This is a genomic window from Flavobacterium psychraerolatum, assembly GCF_025960985.1.
In the GTDB taxonomy this organism is placed as follows: Bacteria; Bacteroidota; Bacteroidia; order Flavobacteriales; family Flavobacteriaceae; genus Flavobacterium.
The window spans coordinates 40699-61277 of record NZ_JAOQMX010000015.1 but is presented as its reverse complement, the minus strand read 5'-3'; the positions used below and the strand labels follow the sequence as shown (position 1 = coordinate 61277).

18 protein-coding genes are annotated in these 20579 nt (G+C 33.1%); 12 read left to right on the top strand and 6 right to left on the bottom strand.

Annotated elements, in window-relative coordinates; translation table 11 throughout:
• Positions 1-163 precede the first annotated feature (163 nt).
• The 4 genes from M2326_RS07665 to M2326_RS07650 are packed head-to-tail and all read left to right on the top strand — an operon-like array spanning position 164 to position 3082.
• On the top strand, positions 164-823 hold the full coding sequence (locus M2326_RS07665; protein ID WP_264618976.1) for a TetR family transcriptional regulator C-terminal domain-containing protein: 660 nt from the start codon (positions 164-166) through the stop codon (positions 821-823).
• Complete coding sequence (locus tag M2326_RS07660; protein ID WP_264618975.1) at positions 823-2127, top strand: ABC1 kinase family protein; 1305 nt, start codon at positions 823-825, stop codon at positions 2125-2127. The genes M2326_RS07665 and M2326_RS07660 overlap by 1 nt, the downstream gene beginning before the upstream one ends.
• On the top strand, positions 2124-2402 hold the full coding sequence (locus M2326_RS07655) for a TIGR03643 family protein (protein ID WP_264618974.1): 279 nt from the start codon (positions 2124-2126) through the stop codon (positions 2400-2402). Before M2326_RS07660 ends, M2326_RS07655 begins: the two co-directional genes overlap by 4 nt.
• Positions 2399-3082 carry an SDR family NAD(P)-dependent oxidoreductase gene (locus tag M2326_RS07650; RefSeq protein ID WP_264618973.1) on the top strand — a complete coding sequence of 228 codons (684 nt, stop codon included), beginning with the start codon at positions 2399-2401 and terminating at the stop codon, positions 3080-3082. The genes M2326_RS07655 and M2326_RS07650 overlap by 4 nt, the downstream gene beginning before the upstream one ends.
• 103 nt (positions 3083-3185) lie before the next feature.
• Here the strand turns inward: M2326_RS07650 and M2326_RS07645 are convergent, their stop codons facing one another.
• Positions 3186-5375, bottom strand: a complete 2190-nt coding sequence (locus M2326_RS07645) for a glutamine synthetase III family protein (RefSeq protein ID WP_264618972.1) — start codon at positions 5373-5375, stop codon at positions 3186-3188.
• Positions 5376-5648: 273 nt separating this feature from the next.
• On the opposite strand from M2326_RS07645, the gene M2326_RS07640 reads away from it, so the two are divergent.
• Together M2326_RS07640 and M2326_RS07635 are read left to right on the top strand one after the other, a co-directional pair.
• Positions 5649-6665, top strand: coding sequence for a glutamine synthetase beta-grasp domain-containing protein (locus tag M2326_RS07640; protein ID WP_264618971.1), 1017 nt, complete (start codon positions 5649-5651; stop codon positions 6663-6665).
• A gap of 139 nt (positions 6666-6804) precedes the next feature.
• Positions 6805-7758: a TerC family protein gene (locus M2326_RS07635; RefSeq protein WP_264618970.1), complete on the top strand. Its 954-nt coding sequence runs from the start codon at positions 6805-6807 to the stop codon at positions 7756-7758.
• A 40-nt stretch (positions 7759-7798) separates the two neighbouring features.
• On the opposite strand, the gene M2326_RS07630 is transcribed toward M2326_RS07635, so the two are convergent.
• Positions 7799-8323, bottom strand: coding sequence for a hypothetical protein (locus M2326_RS07630; protein ID WP_264618969.1), 525 nt, complete (start codon positions 8321-8323; stop codon positions 7799-7801).
• A 194-nt stretch (positions 8324-8517) separates the two neighbouring features.
• On the opposite strand from M2326_RS07630, the gene M2326_RS07625 reads away from it, so the two are divergent.
• The 6 genes from M2326_RS07625 to M2326_RS07600 all read left to right on the top strand — a co-directional run bounded on the left by M2326_RS07625 (position 8518) and on the right by M2326_RS07600 (position 17445).
• The gene (locus M2326_RS07625; protein WP_264618968.1) at positions 8518-9225 is read left to right on the top strand and encodes a DUF4197 domain-containing protein; all 708 of its coding nucleotides are present in this window, start codon (positions 8518-8520) and stop codon (positions 9223-9225) included.
• Between the two features lie 25 nt (positions 9226-9250).
• Positions 9251-10105, top strand: a complete 855-nt coding sequence (gene purU, locus M2326_RS07620) for a formyltetrahydrofolate deformylase (protein ID WP_264618967.1) — start codon at positions 9251-9253, stop codon at positions 10103-10105.
• Between the two features lie 1096 nt (positions 10106-11201).
• Positions 11202-14003 carry a TonB-dependent receptor gene (locus tag M2326_RS07615; RefSeq protein WP_264618966.1) on the top strand — a complete coding sequence of 934 codons (2802 nt, stop codon included), beginning with the start codon at positions 11202-11204 and terminating at the stop codon, positions 14001-14003.
• A 21-nt stretch (positions 14004-14024) separates the two neighbouring features.
• Entirely contained in the window at positions 14025-15422 is a 1398-nt protein-coding gene (locus M2326_RS07610; RefSeq protein ID WP_264618965.1) for a hypothetical protein, read from the top strand.
• Between the two features lie 71 nt (positions 15423-15493).
• A complete protein-coding gene (locus M2326_RS07605; RefSeq protein ID WP_264618964.1) occupies positions 15494-16477 on the top strand; it encodes a hypothetical protein in 984 nt (327 codons plus the stop codon).
• Between the two features lie 11 nt (positions 16478-16488).
• On the top strand, positions 16489-17445 hold the full coding sequence (locus tag M2326_RS07600; RefSeq protein ID WP_264618963.1) for a hypothetical protein: 957 nt from the start codon (positions 16489-16491) through the stop codon (positions 17443-17445).
• A 151-nt stretch (positions 17446-17596) separates the two neighbouring features.
• Here the strand turns inward: M2326_RS07600 and M2326_RS07595 are convergent, their stop codons facing one another.
• The 4 genes from M2326_RS07595 to def form a co-directional block, all read right to left on the bottom strand.
• Positions 17597-18382, bottom strand: coding sequence for an alpha/beta fold hydrolase (locus tag M2326_RS07595; RefSeq protein ID WP_264618962.1), 786 nt, complete (start codon positions 18380-18382; stop codon positions 17597-17599).
• 33 nt (positions 18383-18415) lie between these two features.
• Positions 18416-19189, bottom strand: a complete 774-nt coding sequence (mazG, locus tag M2326_RS07590; RefSeq protein WP_264618961.1) for a nucleoside triphosphate pyrophosphohydrolase — start codon at positions 19187-19189, stop codon at positions 18416-18418.
• Positions 19190-19298: 109 nt separating this feature from the next.
• On the bottom strand, positions 19299-19739 hold the full coding sequence (locus tag M2326_RS07585; protein WP_264618960.1) for a DUF5606 family protein: 441 nt from the start codon (positions 19737-19739) through the stop codon (positions 19299-19301).
• A gap of 52 nt (positions 19740-19791) precedes the next feature.
• The gene (def, locus tag M2326_RS07580) at positions 19792-20379 is read right to left on the bottom strand and encodes a peptide deformylase (protein WP_264618959.1); all 588 of its coding nucleotides are present in this window, start codon (positions 20377-20379) and stop codon (positions 19792-19794) included.
• Positions 20380-20579 lie beyond the last annotated feature (200 nt).

Genomic DNA, 20579 nt, shown 5'->3' with positions numbered 1-20579 from the left:
AGATAAAAAAAATAATAGATTTTTGATTGTAGATTTCGCAAGGTTACAAGAAGCAGGTCACTTTATGATACAAAATGAATTTTAACAAATATTTTGTTTAAGCTTTTGTTTTATTTGTTAAACATTTTATATCTTTACTAGATAATTTAAACTTTACATACTCATGGCGACTACAAATATAAATTCAGATAAAGAAAATATCATCTCCATGTATATGGACTACACACTTGAGAATAGTAAAAAACCAGCATCTGTTTACCTATTCACTAAAGCAAACAATATCAATGAAGCTGATTTCTATAAAGAATTTGGAACACTTGAAGCAATTGACAAAGAAATATTTAGTTTATTTTTCTCAAAGACTATTGATCTAATAAAAAAAGATCCTGCTTTTACAGCATATGAAACCAAAAATAAGCTTTTGAGCTTTTATTTTACTTTTTTTGAAATGTTGACTATGAATCGCTCTTACGTTTCATTAACATTAAAAGAGCATAAAAACATGTTAAAGAACCTATCACAATTGGCACCTTTGCGCAAGGAACTTAAAAAATTCATTGGCGAAAACATGGACGATACCTATTTATTGAAGCATGAAAAAGCGCAAGACATTCAGCTCAAAGGTCTACAAGAAAGTGCTTGGATTCAGTTTTTACTAACATTAAAATTCTGGTTAGACGATGATTCCGCTGGTTTTGAAAAAACAGATATTTATATCGAAAAATCAGTGAAACTGAGTTTTGAACTGATGAACATAGCACCAATAGATAGTTTGATTGATTTTGGCAAATTTCTTTTTAAAGAAAAAATACAAAAAATGTAATGAAGACACTAGACAGCATTCCCACATCAAAGATAGAAAGAGCAACAAAACTAGTTCAAACAGGAGCCAAAGTTGGTGTTAACTACATCAAATATTATGGTGAAAAAATAATCAACCCCGACCTAACGAAAGACAAATTAAACGAAAGTAATGCAACCGATATTTATGACGGACTGAAAGATTTAAAAGGTAGCGCACTCAAAGTAGCACAAATGCTGAGCATGGACAAGAATTTTTTACCTCAAGCGTATGTAGAAAAATTTTCATTATCTCAATTTTCTGTTCCACCTCTATCTGCTCCTTTGGTTTTAAAGACTTTCAAAAATAGTTTAGGCAAAAACCCCAATGAGATTTTTGATGAATTCAATGCCAACTCGGTGAATGCAGCAAGTATCGGACAAGTACATCAAGCCAAAAAAAACGGTAAAAAATTAGCCGTAAAAATCCAATACCCAGGTGTTGCCAATAGTATCTCTTCTGATTTGGCAATGGTAAAACCTGTAGCAATTAGAATGTTCAACTTACAAGGAAAAGACTCCGACAAATACTTTAAAGAAGTTGAAGACAAACTTATAGAAGAAACGAATTATACTTTGGAACTACAGCAGAGTCAAGAAATTGAATTGGCCTGTAAACACATTCCGAATTTGATTATGCCACAGTATTACCCAGAATACTCATCAGATAAAATATTGACTATGGACTGGATGGATGGTGTTCATCTTTCAGAATTTAAAAATACAGATAAAATTATTGCAGATAAAATCGGGCAAGCACTATGGGATTTCTACATGTTTCAAATTCATATTTTAAGAAAAGTACATGCTGATCCTCATCCAGGTAATTTTTTGATTAATTCAAAAAACGAACTAATTGCAATTGATTTTGGCTGCATGAAAATAATTCCAGAATCTTTTTACATCCCCTATTTCGAATTGATAGATCCAAAAATCATTAACGACCCTATTATTTTTGAAACAAAATTGACACTTCTCGAAATCATAAAACCAGAAGATAGTGAAGAAGAAAAAACGTATTTCACTAAAATGTTTTACGACTTACTTTCCCTATTTACTCAACCTTTTCAATCGGAAACATTTGATTTTTCAGATCCCGTCTTCTTTGAAAATATTGCACAATTGGGAGAACGTTTTTCCAAAGACTCCAATCTTAAAAAAATGAATGGTAGTCGTGGCTCCAAACATTTTATCTACATGAACAGAACCTTTTTTGGCTTATACAATTTACTTTTCGATTTAAAATCAAAAATCGTTGTTAATCAATACAAAGAATTAACAGCATGAGCACTACATTAAATTCTATAGAAAGCGATCGGATTATAGAAATGGCTTGGGAAGACCGTACAACATTTGAAGCCATATTTATTCAATTTGGACTGAATGAACAAGAAGTCATTAATCACCTGCGTCAGGAACTGAAACCAGCCAGCTTCAAACGTTGGCGAGCTAGAGTTCAAGGTAGAAAAACCAAACATGCCAAACTTAGAACTTTCATCGAAGGAAGATTCAAATGCAGCAGACAGCGACAAATTACCCAAAATAAAATATCAAAAAGATGAAAAACATTCTAATTATTGGCGGTAGCAAAGGAATTGGAAATGCTATTTTGAAACAGCAATTGCAAGAAAACAAAGTAATTAACCTCAGTAGAACGGTTCCTGAAATTATACATACAAATCTTACTCATTTTTCTGCGGACATTAGTAAAGACGAACTGCCTGAAATCGAAAATATTGACAGCATTATTTATTGTCCAGGAACTATTAACCTAAAACCAATCACTAGCCTAAGTCTTGATGACTTTAGAAACGACTTTGAAATTAATGTAATCGGTGCTATCAAAACGATTCAGAAATATTTACCAATATTAAAAAAAGGAGACAAACCTTCTATCCTTCTATTTAGTACCGTTGCAGCAAAGCTAGGAATGCCCTATCATGCGAGTGTAGCAGCATCAAAAGCCGCTATTGAAGGTTTGGTAAAATCATTAGGAGCAGAACTAGCACCTACTATACGTGTAAATGCTATTGCACCTACAATTACAGACACTACCTTGGCAGCAAACATACTACGTAACGACCGAATGAAAGAAAACATGATTGAACGCCACCCGATGAAAGGGTATTTAAATACAGAAGAAGTTGCGTCAATGGCTAATTTTTTGATATCCGATCAAGCACAATCGATGTCAGGACAAATCATTACAATGGATTACGGGATAGTTTCTTTTAAAATTTAAATTAAATTGATTTTTCACCATTAAGGTTCAAAAAAAAATCTAAAACCAAAAAAAAATGCTTCTCAAGATGATGAAAAGCATTTTTTTTATTTAGTCAAAACTATTATTTAGTCAACAATAATTCTCTATATTTTGCTAATGTCCATAATTCATTATCAACCAAAAGCTCCAGTTTATCACAGTGCTCTCTAATGATTTCAAAATAAGGTTTTACGTTATTGCAGTAAGCTTCCGCCATTTGTTGTGCATCAGTCATAACGTTGGCTTTCTTTCTTTCATTCGTCATTTCGACAACTTTCGAATTAATACCTTCTATGTGTTTGGATATATTTCTTATTAATCGAATTTGTTCTTTAGCGATTGTTTCAAACTCAGCTCCAAAAATATCTTTCAGTCCTTTTACATTTTCGATCAAAGTATTTTGATATCGAATAGCAGTTGGAGTCACATGATTGGTAGCGATATCACCCAAAACACGGCTCTCAATTTGAATTTTCTTCACATAATCTTCCAATTCTATCTCGTAACGAGCTTCTACTTCAATTTGATTCATAATCCCCATTTCTGAGAATAACTCTAATGCCTGTTTTGAAATCTTAGCTTTTAATGCTTCCGGAGTAGTTTTAAAATTACTTAATCCTCTTTTAGCTGCTTCTTCTTCCCAAGCCTGACTGTATCCATCTCCCTCAAATAGAATTTTCTTTAATTTCTTGATATATTCTCTCAAAACATTAAAAATAGCATCATCCTTTTTCATGGCTTTGGCATCAATCAAAGCATCCACTTCAATTTTGAAATCTTTTAATTGTTTGGCAACAATAGTGTTTAAAGTTGTCATGGCATTTGAACAATTTGCAGACGAACCTACAGCGCGAAATTCAAATTTATTTCCTGTAAAAGCAAATGGCGACGTTCTATTTCTATCGGTATTGTCCAGAATAACTTCTGGAATCTTACCTACTACATTTAATTTTAAATCGGTTTTTTCTTCTGGAGATAATTTCCCTTTAGTCACCTCTTTTAATTCATCCAAGACCTTCGTCAGTTGCTGCCCAATGAAAACTGATATAATTGCCGGTGGCGCTTCATTTGCCCCTAACCTATGATCATTTCCTGCTGTCGCAATAGAAGAACGCAATAAAGGCTCAAAATCGTTTACCGCTTTTATTGTATTTATAAAGAAAGTCAAAAACTGCAAATTGGTCATTGGCGTTTTACTAGGACTTAATAAGTTAATCCCAGTATCTGTTGCTAGTGACCAGTTGTTGTGTTTTCCCGAACCGTTTACTCCTTTAAATGGTTTCTCATGTAGTAATACCTTAAAATGGTGTCTTTCGGCCACTTTTTGCATTACATCCATCAATAAGCAATTGTGATCGACCGCCAAATTGGTTTCTTCGAAAATAGGTGCAAATTCGAATTGATTGGGCGCTACTTCATTATGACGGGTTTTCACAGGAATCCCGAGCAACATACATTCTTGCTCCAAATCTCTCATATAGATAAGAGCACGCGTAGGAATAGCTCCAAAATAATGATCATCCAGTTGCTGTCCTTTGGCAGATGTATGACCTAATAAGGTTCTTCCTGTCATCATAATATCTGGTCGAGATTCGGCCAATGCTTTATCAATCAAGAAATATTCTTGTTCCCAACCCAAAGTAGCAGAAACTTTCTTTACATTTTTATCAAAATACTTACACACCTCTGTAGCAGCTTCATCAATAGCAGACAAAGCTCTCAAAAGTGGAATTTTATTATCTAAAGCTTCTCCTGTATAAGAGATAAAAACCGTTGGAATACATAAAGTAGTACCAAAGATAAAAGCAGGAGAAGTCGGGTCCCAAGCTGTGTAGCCTCGAGCTTCAAACGTATTACGAATACCTCCATTTGGAAAACTAGAAGCATCTGGTTCTTGCTGTACTAATTGAGTACCACCAAATTTCTCAACAGCTTCAGTACCATCAAATGATGTCTCAAAAAAAGCATCATGTTTCTCAGCAGTAGCTCCTGTCAAAGGTTGAAACCAATGCGTATAATGAGTAACACCTTTAGATAATGCCCATTCCTTCATTCCCATAGCAATGTAATCAGCTAACTTTCTATCAATTTTAGCTCCGTGCTGAATCGCACTTTGAACTGCTTTGAAAGCATCTGAAGTCAAATACTGCTTCATTGCTTGTTGATTAAAAACATTAGTACCAAAAAGGGATGATTTTCTTCCAGATTCCTCAAAATGAACTGGTTTCCTTGCTGAAGCTTCTCTTAAAGCCTGAAAACGAATTGTTGACATAAAATTTACTTATTTCAAGATGAACTATATAATTTGCACAAAGATAACAAACAATTAATGGTAATGATAATAATGAACAAGCCAGTTCCTTGTTTTTTACAAAATAATTGGTTTGACCCCCTCAAAATGATTATTTCCAAAATATCCCCTATAAAAATTGACAGAATCAAAAAAATAAGTATCAATCGAACATTTTATACCCCCTAATTTTCACCACTTAAAAAAAATCTTTATATTTGCATTGTTTAAAAATCATAAAAAATTTACAACATTATGGCTAAGATAAAATTAGAATACCTTTGGTTAGACGGATATAGACCAACTCAAAACCTAAGAAGTAAAACTAAAGTTGAAGAACATGAAAACTTTCAAGGAACATTAGAAGAGATTGGAAATTGGTCTTTTGATGGTTCATCGACTAAACAAGCTGAAGGTGGATCTTCTGATTGTCTTTTAGTACCAGTTGCTATGTACCCTGATCCAGATCGTATCAATGGATATTTAGTTATGTGTGAAGTTATGAATGCTGATGGTACGCCACATGCTTCAAATGGTAGAGCTACTATTGATGATGATAATGCTGATTTCTGGTTTGGTTTTGAACAAGAATATTTCATCATGGATACTAAAACTTTATTGCCATTAGGATTCCCTATTGGTGGTTACCCTGCTCCACAAGGTATGTACTACTGTTCAGTTGGTGGTAAAAACACTCACGGTAGAGCTATTGTTGAAAAACATGCTGACCTATGTATTGAAGCAGGTCTTAACTTTGAAGGTATTAATCAAGAAGTTGCAGCAGGACAATGGGAATACCAATTGTTTGCAAAAGGAGCTAAAAAAGCAGGTGATGAAATCTGGGTATCTAGATACTTATTAGATCGTTTGACTGAGAAATATGGTTACTATATTGAATACCACCCGAAACCACTAGGTGATACTGACTGGAATGGTTCTGGTATGCATGCTAACTTCTCTAACGAAGTTTTAAGAACATGTGGTTCTCAAGAAACTTTTGAGAAAATATGTGAAGCTTTCCGCCCTGTAACTAAAGAGCACATTGCTGTTTATGGAGCACACAACGAAGAGCGTTTAACTGGTAAACATGAAACTGCATCTATCCATGATTTCTCTTATGGAATTTCAGACAGAGGATGTTCTATCCGTATACCTTTAATGGTTGTACAAAAAGGATGGAAAGGATGGTTGGAAGACAGAAGACCAGCATCAAACGGTGATCCATACAAAATTGCTGCAAGAATTATCAAAACAGTTAACTCTGCTTTGTAATTTATGCTTAATAAATATAAAAATGCCTTCAATTATTTTGAAGGCATTTTTTTTGCTCTGAAGTTTATGTTTTATCGATTTTGAATACGAGGATTATGAATCTATAAAGTATCTTTGAGTTTTTATTAAAATCATTACTATGACCGTTTGGATTTGTTTTTTAAGCGCTATATTATTATTTCTAGCATTAGACCTTGGTATTTTCAACAAAATACCTCACGAAATTAGTTCTAAAGAAGCTGGTAAATGGACTGCAATTTGGGTTGCTTTGTCCTTTGTTTTTGCAGGAGTTATCTATTGGCTTTATGGAAACAATTATGTAGCCAACCCCGACGGATTGAAACCAGCCGTTGCATCAATGAAATATATTACCGGCTACCTCATCGAACTTTCATTGAGCGTCGATAATATTTTTGTAATCGCCATTATTTTTGCAGCCTTTAAAATTCCGAAAAAATACCAACATCGGGTGTTATTTTGGGGAATTATTGGTGCAATTATCTTTCGTGGAACCATGATTTATTTTGGAGTTCTTATTATCAATAAATTCACTTGGACAACCTATTTGTTTGGAGCATTCCTAGTCTATACAGCTATTAAAATGCTCTTTTCAAAAGAAGACGAAGCACAATTCAATCCGAAAAAATCTTTTATTTACCGTTATTTAAGAAAGATTACTCCCATTACTACTGAAATTAATGGTGAACATTTTTTTGTAAAGAGAAGACACATTAATGCGGCTACCCCATTATTTGTCGCCCTTATAGTGATTGAAGTAATGGATGTTGTCTTTGCGTTAGATAGTGTCCCTGCAATTTTAGCCATCACTTCAGATCCATTTTTAGTATTCAGTTCAAATATTTTTGCGATTCTTGGTTTACGATCCATGTATTTCTTTTTAGCCAATATGCTCGAACGTTTTAGTTATCTTGAATATAGTCTGATTGCCATTTTAAGTTTTGTAGGTATAAAAATGCTAGCTCATGATTATATCCACATACCAGAATGGGGTTCTTTAGTTTTCATAGCCTTTGCGCTTATTGCTGGCATTATAGTCTCCTTAATCAAGAATAAGGGACAAAGTAATACATAAAAAAAGAGTCTTTACAAATTCTTTTTTTATGTATTGCTTATTATAGCTTTAAAATCTGGATTTGACTATCCTTACTATTTATTTTAGAAAGTACATCATCGTAATTTTCAACATTAACAGAGGATAATAAATCTGAAGGCAAAATAACAACCCTATACGTTTGATTGTCTATAAACTCCGATCGATTGAGTAAATTATAATTCCCGTAGGCAGTAATAACAAAATCAACTTTGCTAAAATCATAATAATATTGCAATACATCTCCATTTGACCAGCTCAACGTTCTAGGAATCAATTGCCATATGGGTGTACTTGAATTTACTGTTCCGGTTAAGCGATAAATTAATACAGTTTCATTATCAAATAGGTCACCGCCAATTTCAAAATTAAACGTTCCAGATAAATTATATTCATTTGATGTGACCTTATTCAAATCAATATTTTTAATTTCAAATGCCTGCGCAGGCTTTGTATTATTAACAGTAGTACCATTATTATCTTGAACAGTACAGCTACTTAAGCTCAAAAAACCTACAATAGCAAAAAGAGTAATTATTTTTTTCATGTTTTTTATTTTTATGATTATTTGCTTAGAGTATATTCATTTATTGTGCCAAACTTATTTTTAGACGCTTTTGGACTAGTCATGAATCAATAACTATTTTGACTAAACAATTCGCTATATGTCTGTATCTTCTCGAATTAAATGGTATTTTTGACCCGTTTATAAATTAATAAATCAAACTTAAATACCTTATAATGAAAAAAGTCCTCTTAGTTTTACTTGTTATTACTTTCTCTAGCTGTGCAGAATTACAACAAATCGCCAATCAACTACCAGTAAATCAAGGAACAACTGGTCTAGACATAGCCGGAGGATTAAAAGAAGCATTGAATAATGGTGTCACCAAACAAGTAACGAAACTTACAGCAACAGATGGATTTTACAAAAATGCTGCTGTAAAAATCATTTTACCGGCAGAATTACAAAAAGTAGACACTGGATTGCGTAGAATAGGATTAAGTTCCCTTGCAGACGAAGGGTTAAAAGCGATCAATCGTGCAGCTGAAGATGCCGTAAAAGAAGCTACTCCTATATTTGTAAGCGCTATACAAAACATGTCTTTTAACGATGCTCGCGGTATTTTAATGGGTAACAACCACTCCGCAACTACTTATCTCGAGAACACGACCACTACGGAATTGTACTCAAAGTTCAACCCCGTTGTAAGAAACTCTTTCAGTAAAGTTGGTGCCGATAAAGTTTGGACCAACATCATTACAAAATACAACAGCATTCCATTGGTAACCAAAGTTAATCCAGATTTGAATGACTATGTAACTAACCAAGCAATGAACGGTGTATTTAAAATGATTGCAGTAGAAGAAAAAGATATTAGAACAAACCTTAACGCAAGAACCTCAACTTTATTAAAAAGTGTTTTTGCTATCCAAGATAAAAAATAAAGAATACTTCATAAATTTCTAAAAAATGCAAAATTTCACCCTACTTATACACTGTTCCGATCAAAAAGGAATCGTAGCGGCAGTAACCAATTTCATTGTAAAAGTTGAAGGAAACATCATCTACCTAGATCAAAATGTTGTTGTAGAACAAAATGTATTCTTCATGCGTCTTGAATGTAACCTTAGCAACTCCAAACATACGGTAGCCTCTGTAAAAGAAGAATTCAGCACTACTATTGCAACGCAATTCAATATGTCATGGGAATTTTACAATCAAGATACTAAACCCAGAATGGCGCTTTTCGTTTCGAAATACACCCACTGTCTTTATGATATTCTAGGACGATATAGCGCAGGAGAATTAAATGTCGAGATTCCATTAATCATTAGTAATCACGATGACTTGCGACCAATTGCTGAGCAATTTAATATTCCGTTTTATCATGTCCCTTTTTCGAAAGATAACAAAATAGAAGGTGAAAAGAAACAAATTGAATTATTGGATCAATATACTATTAACTTTATCGTTTTGGCTCGTTACATGCAGATCATTACCCCAAAATTGATTTCGATATATGAAAATAAAATCATCAATATTCACCATTCATTCTTACCAGCTTTCCCAGGTGCAAAACCTTATCACTCTGCCTTCAAACGTGGGGTTAAAATCATTGGAGCTACAAGCCATTATGTAACTGAGGAACTAGATGAGGGACCAATTATTGAGCAAGACATAAGTCGTGTTTCACATGTTAACTCAGTTGATGATTTTATAATGAAAGGAAAAGATCTAGAAAGAACCGTTTTAGCAAGAGCTATAAAACTCCATTCCGAACGCAAAATCTTAATTTACTGCAATAAAACAGTAGTTTTTCATTAAAACAGAATACTAAATTCGGGTTCCAAATAGTTATCGGCACGCAAAAAGTGGGTATAGCTATTTGTTACAAGTCTACAAACAAGTTCCGCAATCGCTCTACTTGTTTGTGGGCTTTTTTTACTTCTATCCTTCACGCAAAACTACATAGCAAACTCTAAAACAAAATATTCAATAAGTAAAACTAAGCCCCAATCTAACAACTAAAGTGAGGCATAAAGAAACATTAACGTATCACAAAGAAAGTAATAACTTATTTTTAACAACAATACCTTTAGATATAGCGCACCTTTGTAATATAATAAACTGGTTATTTATTATTTGGTTTTGGTTAGTTAAATGATTGCCGCTATTCTCTGAATAGCGGCAATTTTTTTTGTTTCAAGACTTTTTATTAGGAATTCAAATAGCAATAACCTCAAAATTAAAATGAAAATGTTTTATTTTTTAAACTCCCAATCTTGTCTTTCGACGAAGGAAAAACAGAATACTAAGACGAAATTCAAATTACGATACACCAACAACCATTCCTTATTACTAACCACTTTCTATCTGCGCAATTAACATTAAATTGAGTTACATCATTTATTTTAAAATAAAGGTCATACTGCGACCATTTTAAACTCAAAAATCACTCAATGATTAATTAAGGATACTAATCATTAGAATAAAAAAACACAGATATCATTATATTGAAAAATCAATAATAATTAACGTTAAAGCAACACAATACTAACTAAGTTTTAACAGCATTAACCGTTTTTCTGTAGCATCTTTGTAAAGTAATAAATTGGTTATTTATTATTTGGTTTTGGTTAGTTAAAAGACTGCCGTTATTCTTTGAGTAGCGGCAGTCTTTTTTTTAATATATTCCACTAATGAGTTCATTGGCATACAAATAATCAATGATGATATTCATAATAAAATTTCTTTATAAAGTTATTTATTACTGACAAAATTACCAGATGATTAACCAAGTGTTACCTTAATTCATTTATCACCCCAAAATAGAAATAATTTATAATTCTAGTAACCTTCCTTTAACCGAAAAAAAAGACTTACAGTATAATTTTGCGAGATAATTATTCAAAATCGTAACATGTCTACTTCGGCAAAATTATCCTCCTTAAATAGAACAATTACTGTACTATTTCTATTTTTTTTCACATCACTCCATTTATCCGCTCAAGTACGTGGTAAAGTTGTAGATAAAATTTCAAATGAACCATTAATAGGTGCAACCATAGCCACACTTGATAATAAATCATCAACATTCTCAGGATTAGATGGTTCTTTCGATCTTAAAAAAGTACCTAAAGGAAACAATATACTTTTATGTAAAGCTTTAGGTTATGATACTAAAACTATTACCATTACTATTTCGAACGATAAAGTAACTATTCTTTTCGATATGGAAGTTACAATGAACCAACTCAATCGTGTTACAATAGAAAGCCATAGTAATACAGAATCTGCAAAATATGCAATAGCTAGAGAAAAGAAAGCTGAAAATATTATAAATGTTGTATCCGCTGAAGCTATCAAACTATTACCCGATATCACTACAGCAGGCGTTTTACAAAGAGTATCGGGAGTAGCACTCGAAAAGTCAAGTACAGGTGATGCTAGATATGCCATTATTCGTGGGATGGATCAAAGATACAACTATACCCTTGTAAATGGAATAAAAATCCCTAGCCCAGATAACAAATATAGATATGTACCTATGGATATGTTTCCGGCAGATTTACTTGAAAGACTTGAGGTCATAAAAGCACTTACACCCGAAATGGAAGGTGATGCTATTGGAGGAGTAATGAATTTGGTACTAAAAAATGCTCCCAGAAAACTAGAAATATCAGCAAATGTTGCAACGGGATTTAGCCAACTGTTAGCCGATAACGGATACACCAATTTTGATAAAAATACTGTAAACCCAAAATCACCGGCTGAAATTAATGGGACAAACTACATTGCATCACCTGACGATTTTACGTATAAAAACTTTGATTACACAAAAAAACAAACACCAATTAATACCATTATGGGTTTCTCTGCAGGAAACAGATTTTTAAAAAATAAAAAATTGGGTGTAGTTGTAGCCGCTAGCTATCAAAATTTGGCAACGGGATCAAAATCCATTTGGTTTAAACCTGAAAACCAACCTCAACCAGGTAATATTCCCTCATTTAATGATTTTTATTCCAGACAATACAATACTTCACAAACTCGGTATGGGGTTCATAATAAAATAGATTATGTGATTAATAAATTACATAAAATTAGCTTATATAATGTTTACTTAAAACTAGATGAAACCCAATACCGACATACAATAGATACTAGTTTTTCAATAGGGAGATCTGGAGTGGGTACAGGAAACACATATATCCTAAATAGATCAAGAATTCAAAATCAAAGCATTTACAATTCGACATTGCAAGGAGACAATCAACTAACAAATCAATTAAAACTAAATTGGTCATTGGTTTATTCCAAAGCTAAAAGTGCGACACCAGACTGGTCAGAGTATCAAACAGTTCATGTAGTTGGACATGATAGTGATGGCAATCCTACGGCAACACCAGAAGTTTTAAACGTACCTTTTTATAGAATTTGGACCAAAAATACAGACCGGGATTATGCGGGTTACCTCAACTTTATACTAGAAAAACCTTTTTTCGGAAAACAAACAACTTATAAATTTGGTGGATTGTACCGTGATAAATTACGATCTAACAATTATTATGAATACAATTTAATTCCAAAAACGTCTTCAACGGGCCAACCAATCCCATTTGACGGGACTTTGACTCCTGATAAGTTTCAATTTAATGGTACTACAGCTGCTCAGGGTGCTGCACAAAATCCATTAACCTATACTGCAACAGAAAAAATATTTGCTCCATATGCTCAAATGAATATTATGGTGAATAGTAATTTATCAATTCTGGGAGGTGTGCGATTTGAGGCTACTCAACAAGGCTGGCAAACAGTACTGGATCCAACGGTAACATACGGTGCTAAAGGAAACATCAAATATAATGACATTTTACCTAGCATACATTTCAAATACAGTCTTAGCAAAAAAGAAAATCTACGAGCATCATACTTTAGTGCTATCAACAGACCTGGATTTTTTGAATATATACCTTTCCGTATAAATGATGATAACTTCGCTTTAAGCGGAAACCCGAAACTTAAACATGCAACTTCTAGCAACTTTGATTTCAGATATGAATTTTTTCCAAAAAAACTAGATCAATTACTTATCGGTGCTTTTTACAAAACAATTACAAATCCAATCGAAACTTCTATAGAATTCACAGGAACTTCAAGTGCAACTTTAAAACCTCTCAATTTTGGAACCGCAATAAATTATGGTATCGAAGCAGCTTACACTCATTACTGGGGCTATATTGGAGTTTCAGGAAACTACACCTATACTCATTCTGCTATAACGACCTCAAAATTATACTATAATGAATCATTTATTGCTGTACAAACTACTCAAACTAGACCATTACAAGGTCAATCTCCTCATATAGCGAATCTATCTTTGTTATATAAAAATCAAAATAATGGTCTAGACATACAAATAGCTTCAGTATATACTGGGGAGAAAATCACTTTTGTATCCCCTTACAAAGACTTAGATTATTGGCAAAAATCTAGAATACAACTGGATTTTTCATTCGAAAAAAAATTCACTAAAAACCTATCAGTTTATGGAAAAGTGAATAACCTTCTAAATGCAGTTACACTAGTCGAGATACGTCAACCTAATATATACAGATCTGGAAAATTTGCCTTACCTGAGCAAACTAAAAATGATAGAATTACAGTACAAAAAGACTTATACGGACAAAATTATTTACTAGGACTAAAATATAAATTCTAAAAAAAAACTAAAATTTAAATTATGAAAACAAATCAATTCGTTCTTGCATTGGCTACCGTTTTAGCCTTTGCATCTTGTTCTAAATCTGATGACATTTCAGTTCCACAATTCCAGGCGGGGAAATCTATTACTGGAGAAACATTGACAGGAAGTGTCAATGGAACAATGTTAACTGGTCAAACATATTATTTTAGTACACCTATTACTATCAATGCTGGTGATACGTTAGTCATGCAAAAAGGTGTCAAACTATTAGCAACAGATCCTGCAGCACAATTGATTGTAAAAGGAGTATTTATTTCTCTTGGGTCAAAAGAAAACCCAAACTGGATAACAGGAAAAGAGGCCTACGAGAACCCTAACAATTACAAATTAAATTCATTACAAGATCCCAACACAGACCCTGGACTTAAAGCCGATGGCAAATTTTGGGGAGGAATACAGTGCGCAACAACCTGCTCACTTGTCGATATTAAATGGACACATCTAGACTTCGCAGGTGGGACTGTAAACGACGCAAACATTCCAGACGGATATAAATCAGGAGCAGATTTATTTAACATTTTTTTCCAAAACCCTGACGGAGTATTAATCCTTGAAGATTCTTGGGTTTATGGATCAACTACCGATGCTTGTAGAATAAATGGAGGGAAAATTCATATTATGAGAAATACTGCTGAAAAACTTGCCTACAATGATGGTGACTGTTTTAATGTGAAGAACTCTACTGTTGGTGACATGGCCTACAACCTTATAATTGGAACTGCAAAAGGAGGTACTAAAGCATCCAATAAAGGCACTTATGGATCTACACAAACAAACATTAATATGTATAACAATACCTATGTTTCTGGAGGATGGCGTAGTGTGGATCCTGATAGAGGAGCAAATGTTAACTATGAGCAAGGCGCTCGTGGTAATGCCTATAATAATATCTTTGTAAATTGCAAAACGGGTTTACGTATTTTAGAAAACCCTGCTGCAGATTTTGCAAATTGTAAATATGGTAACAACTTAAGTTATGGAGACAATATTACGATAGTTAATGATTTTTATCCTGTAACTCATGCAGCTATACCTTCAGTAAACGACATACCACTTCCTTCTTCTTTTTTACCAGCAAATTATCTTCCAGGTGATGTTTACAATGCACCACAGTTAGTTGGGAAAAACAATCCTAATTTTACTAATTTCCCACTTCCTGTTCCTCAAATAGATAAACTTAGTTTATATAATTTTGTAGGTATATATAATTTTCATTTAGCATCAAATTCTCCAGCAATTGGTAAAGGCTACAAAGCATTTACACCATTAAATGCTACTAGTGCTATTACCAAAGCAGAATTAAAAGCAACGGTAAGCCTACCAAACATTGACTTAGGAGCCTATCCAACAGATGGATCTGGTAACCAGCATTAATCTTTTTTATAATTATAAAACCCCGATTCATTCGGGGTTTGTTCTTTTTAATTTTAATCATAATTAACTAGATGACTAAAAATTTTTATACTATTTTATTAGTTTTATATACAATATCTGTGATTGCTCAAACCAATTCATCAGACCAGGTAAATCAAGTTAAACCAACAACAGACTCATTCCGGTTTGTTGCTTTTGGAGACATGCCCTATTTTCTTCCTAAGGATGATCTTCGCTTTGAGAATTTGATTGAACAACTTAACCAAGGAGACCAAGTATTCAACGTTTTTGTTGGTGATTTCAAATCGAGTAAAACAAAATGTAATGATAGTATTTACTATAAAATGTTCCATTATTTTGAAAAATTCAAAGCTCCTTTATTCTACACTCCAGGAGACAATGAATGGACCGATTGTAGATTCACTAATAACGTTAGGAATACTCCAGAAGAGCGATTATTCTTTTTACGGAAACTTTTTTTTACTAATAGCAGTAGTTTAGGATTGCATAAAATGAAAACGATTTCTGAATCTTCGCTACCAAAGTTTAAAAAATTTGTAGAGAATCAGCAATGGAACTACGGAGGTGTATCCTTTGCGACGATTCATATTGTAGGATCTAATAACAACTTAAAGAAAGTTACTCTCGAAGAGAATACAGAGTTTCAAGAACGCGAAGAAGCATCCCTTTTCTGGCTAAAAAACATCTTTCAAACAGCATTATCCAATAACTCTCTAGGTATCGTTATAATGATTCATGCTGATATTATAAATCCAGAAGGCGATGGCTCGGGCTTTAAAAAATTTATAACAGAATTAAAAAAAAATGTAGAAGAATATAAAAAACCTATTTTACTTATTCATGGCGACAGTCATAAATTCATTATAGACAAACCTTTTACACATCAGAATATTGCAGATAAAACTATCATGAATTTTACACGTTTGCAAGTTTTTGGAGAAACAGATATGCATGCTGTAGAAATAACAGTAGAGCCTTCTACTCCAAATCTATTTCATTTCAGAGAAGTATGGATTAACAAAAATAACCCTTAAAGTAGTTAACTATGAAAAATAACAATTGGCTTAAGAGCTCCATTAAACTCATACTTTGCGCCTTAGCCTTCAGCTGTAGTAATAATGACAAAGTCAATAGCGTACCCGAAGTACAATCACCAATTGTAAACACTGTCAACCCCGCTATAAATGAATTAGCTAATAAGAACATATCTGTAATTGGTTCGCTAACACCATTAGCAAAAGAATCATCAGGAATTGTATTTACTGACGGATTTATCTGGACACACAATGATTCGGGAAACTCAAATTTAGTATACAAAGTAGATCCTACAAATGGAAAAATAATTCAAGTAATTACTATAAATGGTTTCAAAAACATTGACTGGGAAGACATTACAACAGATGCTAACTTTTTATACCTAGAAGATGCTGGAAATAATGATGGAATTAGAACTGATTTAAGAGTTTTAAAAATAGCTAAAAATCAATTTATCAATAATAATGATGCAGCAGTTACAGTAAATGCTGAAGAAATTAAATTCTCTTATTCTGAACAAACTAGTTTTGTGTCCTCCAACACTCACAACTTTGATTGTGAATCGATACTTTCTGTGGATGAAAATTTATATTTATTTACCAAAGATAGAGGTGACTTCCAAACTAGAGTTTACAAATTACCAAAAACACCTGGTAGTTATGTTATCACTGCCTATACATCATTTGATGTAAAAGGTCTCATTACTGGAGCAGATTATAACCCCGCAACCCAACAAATAGCCTTGATAGGATACCAATCCTCACACAGAACCTCTTTTATTTATTTACTTAATAATTTCACTAGTGATAATTTCTTTTCTGGTACAAACAAGAGAATCGAAATAGGAAACAATAACAATGATTGGCAAACAGAAGGAATTGCCTTTAAAAATGACACTGAACTATACCTTAGTTGCGAGTCAACAACTTATATTGCAGCCAGCTTATTTAGTACCAAAATAAACTAATTATTAACGTTAAAACAACACAATACTAACTAATTTTTAACAGCAGCACACCTCTTTTTGAAGCATCTTTGTAATGTAATAAACTGGTTATTTATTATTTGGTTTTGGTTAGTTAAAAGTATGCCGCTATTCTTTGAATGGCGGCATTTTTTTAGGCTAATTTTTTAAGATAAGATAGTACTACGGTATTAAAAACAACTGGTCGTTCTACATTAACCACATGTCCTGTCTTTGGTAAAACGACCAAGGTCGCCGTTTTTGCATGACTCTGTACCACAATACGCACAGATGGTAAAAACATATAATCCTCCTCACCCATGACATACAACGTAGGTATGTTCAATTCTATTTGCCTAAAATACTTCAACAACGGATTGATCTCCGCCGTGAGTTTGAACCATTTTATAAATTCTTTTTGGTATAATTTTTTAGCCTCGTTTATAAAAAGTAATCTTGACTTTTTATGATTTTTTTTGGGCATGATAATAAAGGCAAACAAACGATACAGCACTAAATAAGGCAAAACATACTTGAACAAATTACCAAGCTTCATTAAAATTTGCGATCGGAAATTCATTTTTAATATAGCACCTCCCATAACCATACTATGGATTCGTTCTGGATACATTTCTGCCAACTGCCGAATCAAAATAGTCCCTAAGGAAATACCTATAAAATGAGATTTCTTAATATTAAGCGAGTCCAAAACCGGTAAGATATCATTAGCCAAATCGGGGAAATTGTACTTAAATTTTGCTATTGTTTTTGCATTTGTTTTGGAGCTCCCATGCCCACGCAAGTCTATCAGCAAAACATTAAACTCCCTTTGAAAATCTCGTATTTGTTTGTACCATATAGCCGAGCTTCCTCCTGCCCCATGAATAAAAGTTACCCACAGCAGCGAATGCTTGTTTTCGTATATTGTATAATTCAACAATTTTCTTTTCTTTTGAAATTCAACTTATTAAAACTACTGTTTTTTGGCTTCATTCCAGAATACATCCATTTCGGCCAAAGTCATATCCATTAATGGTTTTCCTAACTCCCCTGCTTTACTTTCCAAATACTGAAAGCGTTTGATGAATTTTTTATTTGTCCTTTCTAAAGCGTCCTCAGGATTGATATTCAAAAAACGAGCATAGTTAATCATAGAGAACAAAACATCTCCAAATTCGGCTTCCATTTTGTCTTGATCCCCTGCTTTCACCTCGACCTGCAATTCTTCAAGCTCCTCTTTTACTTTATCCCAAACCTGGTGTGGTTCATCCCAATCAAACCCTACTGCTTTAACTTTGTCCTGAATACGTCCTGCTTTCACCAAGGCTGGTAAACTTTTTGGTACGCCTTCCAAAACTGATTTTCGACCTTCCTTTAGTTTCAACTTTTCCCAATTCTGCTTTACTTCTTCTTCATCTTTAACCACTGTATCACTATAAATATGTGGATGGCGATGAATCAATTTATCACATATCTCATTACAAACATTGGCAATATCAAAGTCATTAGTTTCACTTCCTATTTTAGCATAAAAAACAATATGCAACAATAAGTCACCCAATTCTTTTTTGACTTCAACCAAATCACTATCCAAAATAGCATCACCCAACTCATACGTTTCCTCGATGGTCAAATGACGTAAGGTTTGCATGGTTTGTTTCTTATCCCATGGGCATTGCTCACGTAATTCATCCATGATAGTCAATAATCTATCAAAAGCTTGTAATTGGTTTTCTCTCGAATTCATTGGAAATAGTTTTTTAATCATTAGTAAGTCGATGAGCTTAGGGTGTAAAAATAATAAATCCCGCAATCTCCATTAAAGATTGCAGGATGTATTTATATATAGAGAGAAATTACTCTTTAACCCCTTCTACAGTTTCTGCAACAACGGCTTCAGTTTCTTCAGCTGGAGTTTCTACTGCCATTCCTTTTGCTTGCAAAGTATTATACCAGTTGAGGATTTTTTTAACATCAGAAGCATAAACTCTATCTTCATCATAATCCGGCATAACCTCTCTTAAATATGCTAGCAAAGTTTCATTATCCTCTTTATGAGATATCGCTTGCTCGTAGTTATGTTTTACAGCAATGTTATTCATAATTTCAGTTAACGGTTTCTCTCCATCGTAAGTATAAATTGAAATCTCAGACAACAAACTCACATTACTCTTTAAATTTACTGTGATTTTCTTACCGTCTGACAATGATTCAGCTACAAATCCGGTACGAGTTTGTACTCTTAAAACATATAAACCTGGCTTACCAGAAATAGATAAAACTTTTTCTAAATTCATTTTAATATTTTTTACTTTTTATTATATTTTTTTATGTCTCTAAATCGAAAGTCTACCTCCCTTTTTTACCAAAAAATTTCATTCGGTAATCCTGTAGCGATTTTCCTTCTAAAATATTTTTTAATTTTTTCTGAATTAAGCGCTTCTTTAGAGATGATATTTTATCTGTAAAAAGAATCCCTTCTATATGATCGTATTCATGCTGAATTACTCTAGCAATCAAACCGTCAAAAACTTCCGTTTTCATTATAAAATCCTCTTCGCAATATTCGATTGTGATTCTTTCTTTTCTGTACACATCTTCACGTACATCAGGAATACTCAAACAACCTTCATTAAACACCCATTCTTCACCTTCTTCGGCAATCATTTTGGCATTGATAAACGTTTTCTTGAAACCGTTCATTTTCTTTTGTTCAGCATCTCCAAGTTCTTCGTCGTCACTAAAAGGGGTTGTATCGATAACAAACATTCGCAATGCCAAGGCTACTTGAGGCGCTGCTAAACCTACTCCAGATGCATTATACATCGTTTCGTACATATTTTCGATCGTTTCTTTCAAATTAGGATGTTCGGGCGTTATCTCCACCCCAACTTTGCGTAAAACTGGATCTCCGTATCCTATAATTGGTAAAATCATTGTTCTTTAATTTAGTATTCATCGATTTATTTAGAATTTCCATTTCTAAATTTTAGCACGAATGGCAAAAATAGTAAAAAAATAGACAAGGACTAAGCTGATCGATACAAATGATATTTTTTAACGTATTATCTAATTTCAAATAGGAATTATTTGAAGATTCTATTTTACAATTCATACTTTTGTGAGTAACCTAAACT

Excerpts from the sequence above, each read along its gene's own strand:
- M2326_RS07665 (WP_264618976.1), top strand. The coding sequence starts at position 164 with ATGGCGACTACAAATATAAATTCAGATAAAGAAAATATCATCTCCATG.
- M2326_RS07660 (WP_264618975.1), top strand. The coding sequence starts at position 823 with ATGAAGACACTAGACAGCATTCCCACATCAAAGATAGAAAGAGCAACA.
- M2326_RS07655 (WP_264618974.1), top strand. The coding sequence starts at position 2,124 with ATGAGCACTACATTAAATTCTATAGAAAGCGATCGGATTATAGAAATG.
- M2326_RS07650 (WP_264618973.1), top strand. The coding sequence starts at position 2,399 with ATGAAAAACATTCTAATTATTGGCGGTAGCAAAGGAATTGGAAATGCT.
- M2326_RS07645 (WP_264618972.1), bottom strand. The coding sequence starts at position 5,375 with ATGTCAACAATTCGTTTTCAGGCTTTAAGAGAAGCTTCAGCAAGGAAA.
- M2326_RS07640 (WP_264618971.1), top strand. The coding sequence starts at position 5,649 with ATGGCTAAGATAAAATTAGAATACCTTTGGTTAGACGGATATAGACCA.
- M2326_RS07635 (WP_264618970.1), top strand. The coding sequence starts at position 6,805 with ATGACCGTTTGGATTTGTTTTTTAAGCGCTATATTATTATTTCTAGCA.
- M2326_RS07630 (WP_264618969.1), bottom strand. The coding sequence starts at position 8,323 with ATGAAAAAAATAATTACTCTTTTTGCTATTGTAGGTTTTTTGAGCTTA.
- M2326_RS07625 (WP_264618968.1), top strand. The coding sequence starts at position 8,518 with ATGAAAAAAGTCCTCTTAGTTTTACTTGTTATTACTTTCTCTAGCTGT.
- purU (WP_264618967.1), top strand. The coding sequence starts at position 9,251 with ATGCAAAATTTCACCCTACTTATACACTGTTCCGATCAAAAAGGAATC.
- M2326_RS07615 (WP_264618966.1), top strand. The coding sequence starts at position 11,202 with ATGTCTACTTCGGCAAAATTATCCTCCTTAAATAGAACAATTACTGTA.
- M2326_RS07610 (WP_264618965.1), top strand. The coding sequence starts at position 14,025 with ATGAAAACAAATCAATTCGTTCTTGCATTGGCTACCGTTTTAGCCTTT.
- M2326_RS07605 (WP_264618964.1), top strand. The coding sequence starts at position 15,494 with ATGACTAAAAATTTTTATACTATTTTATTAGTTTTATATACAATATCT.
- M2326_RS07600 (WP_264618963.1), top strand. The coding sequence starts at position 16,489 with ATGAAAAATAACAATTGGCTTAAGAGCTCCATTAAACTCATACTTTGC.
- mazG (WP_264618961.1), bottom strand. The coding sequence starts at position 19,189 with ATGAATTCGAGAGAAAACCAATTACAAGCTTTTGATAGATTATTGACT.
- M2326_RS07585 (WP_264618960.1), bottom strand. The coding sequence starts at position 19,739 with ATGAATTTAGAAAAAGTTTTATCTATTTCTGGTAAGCCAGGTTTATAT.
- def (WP_264618959.1), bottom strand. The coding sequence starts at position 20,379 with ATGATTTTACCAATTATAGGATACGGAGATCCAGTTTTACGCAAAGTT.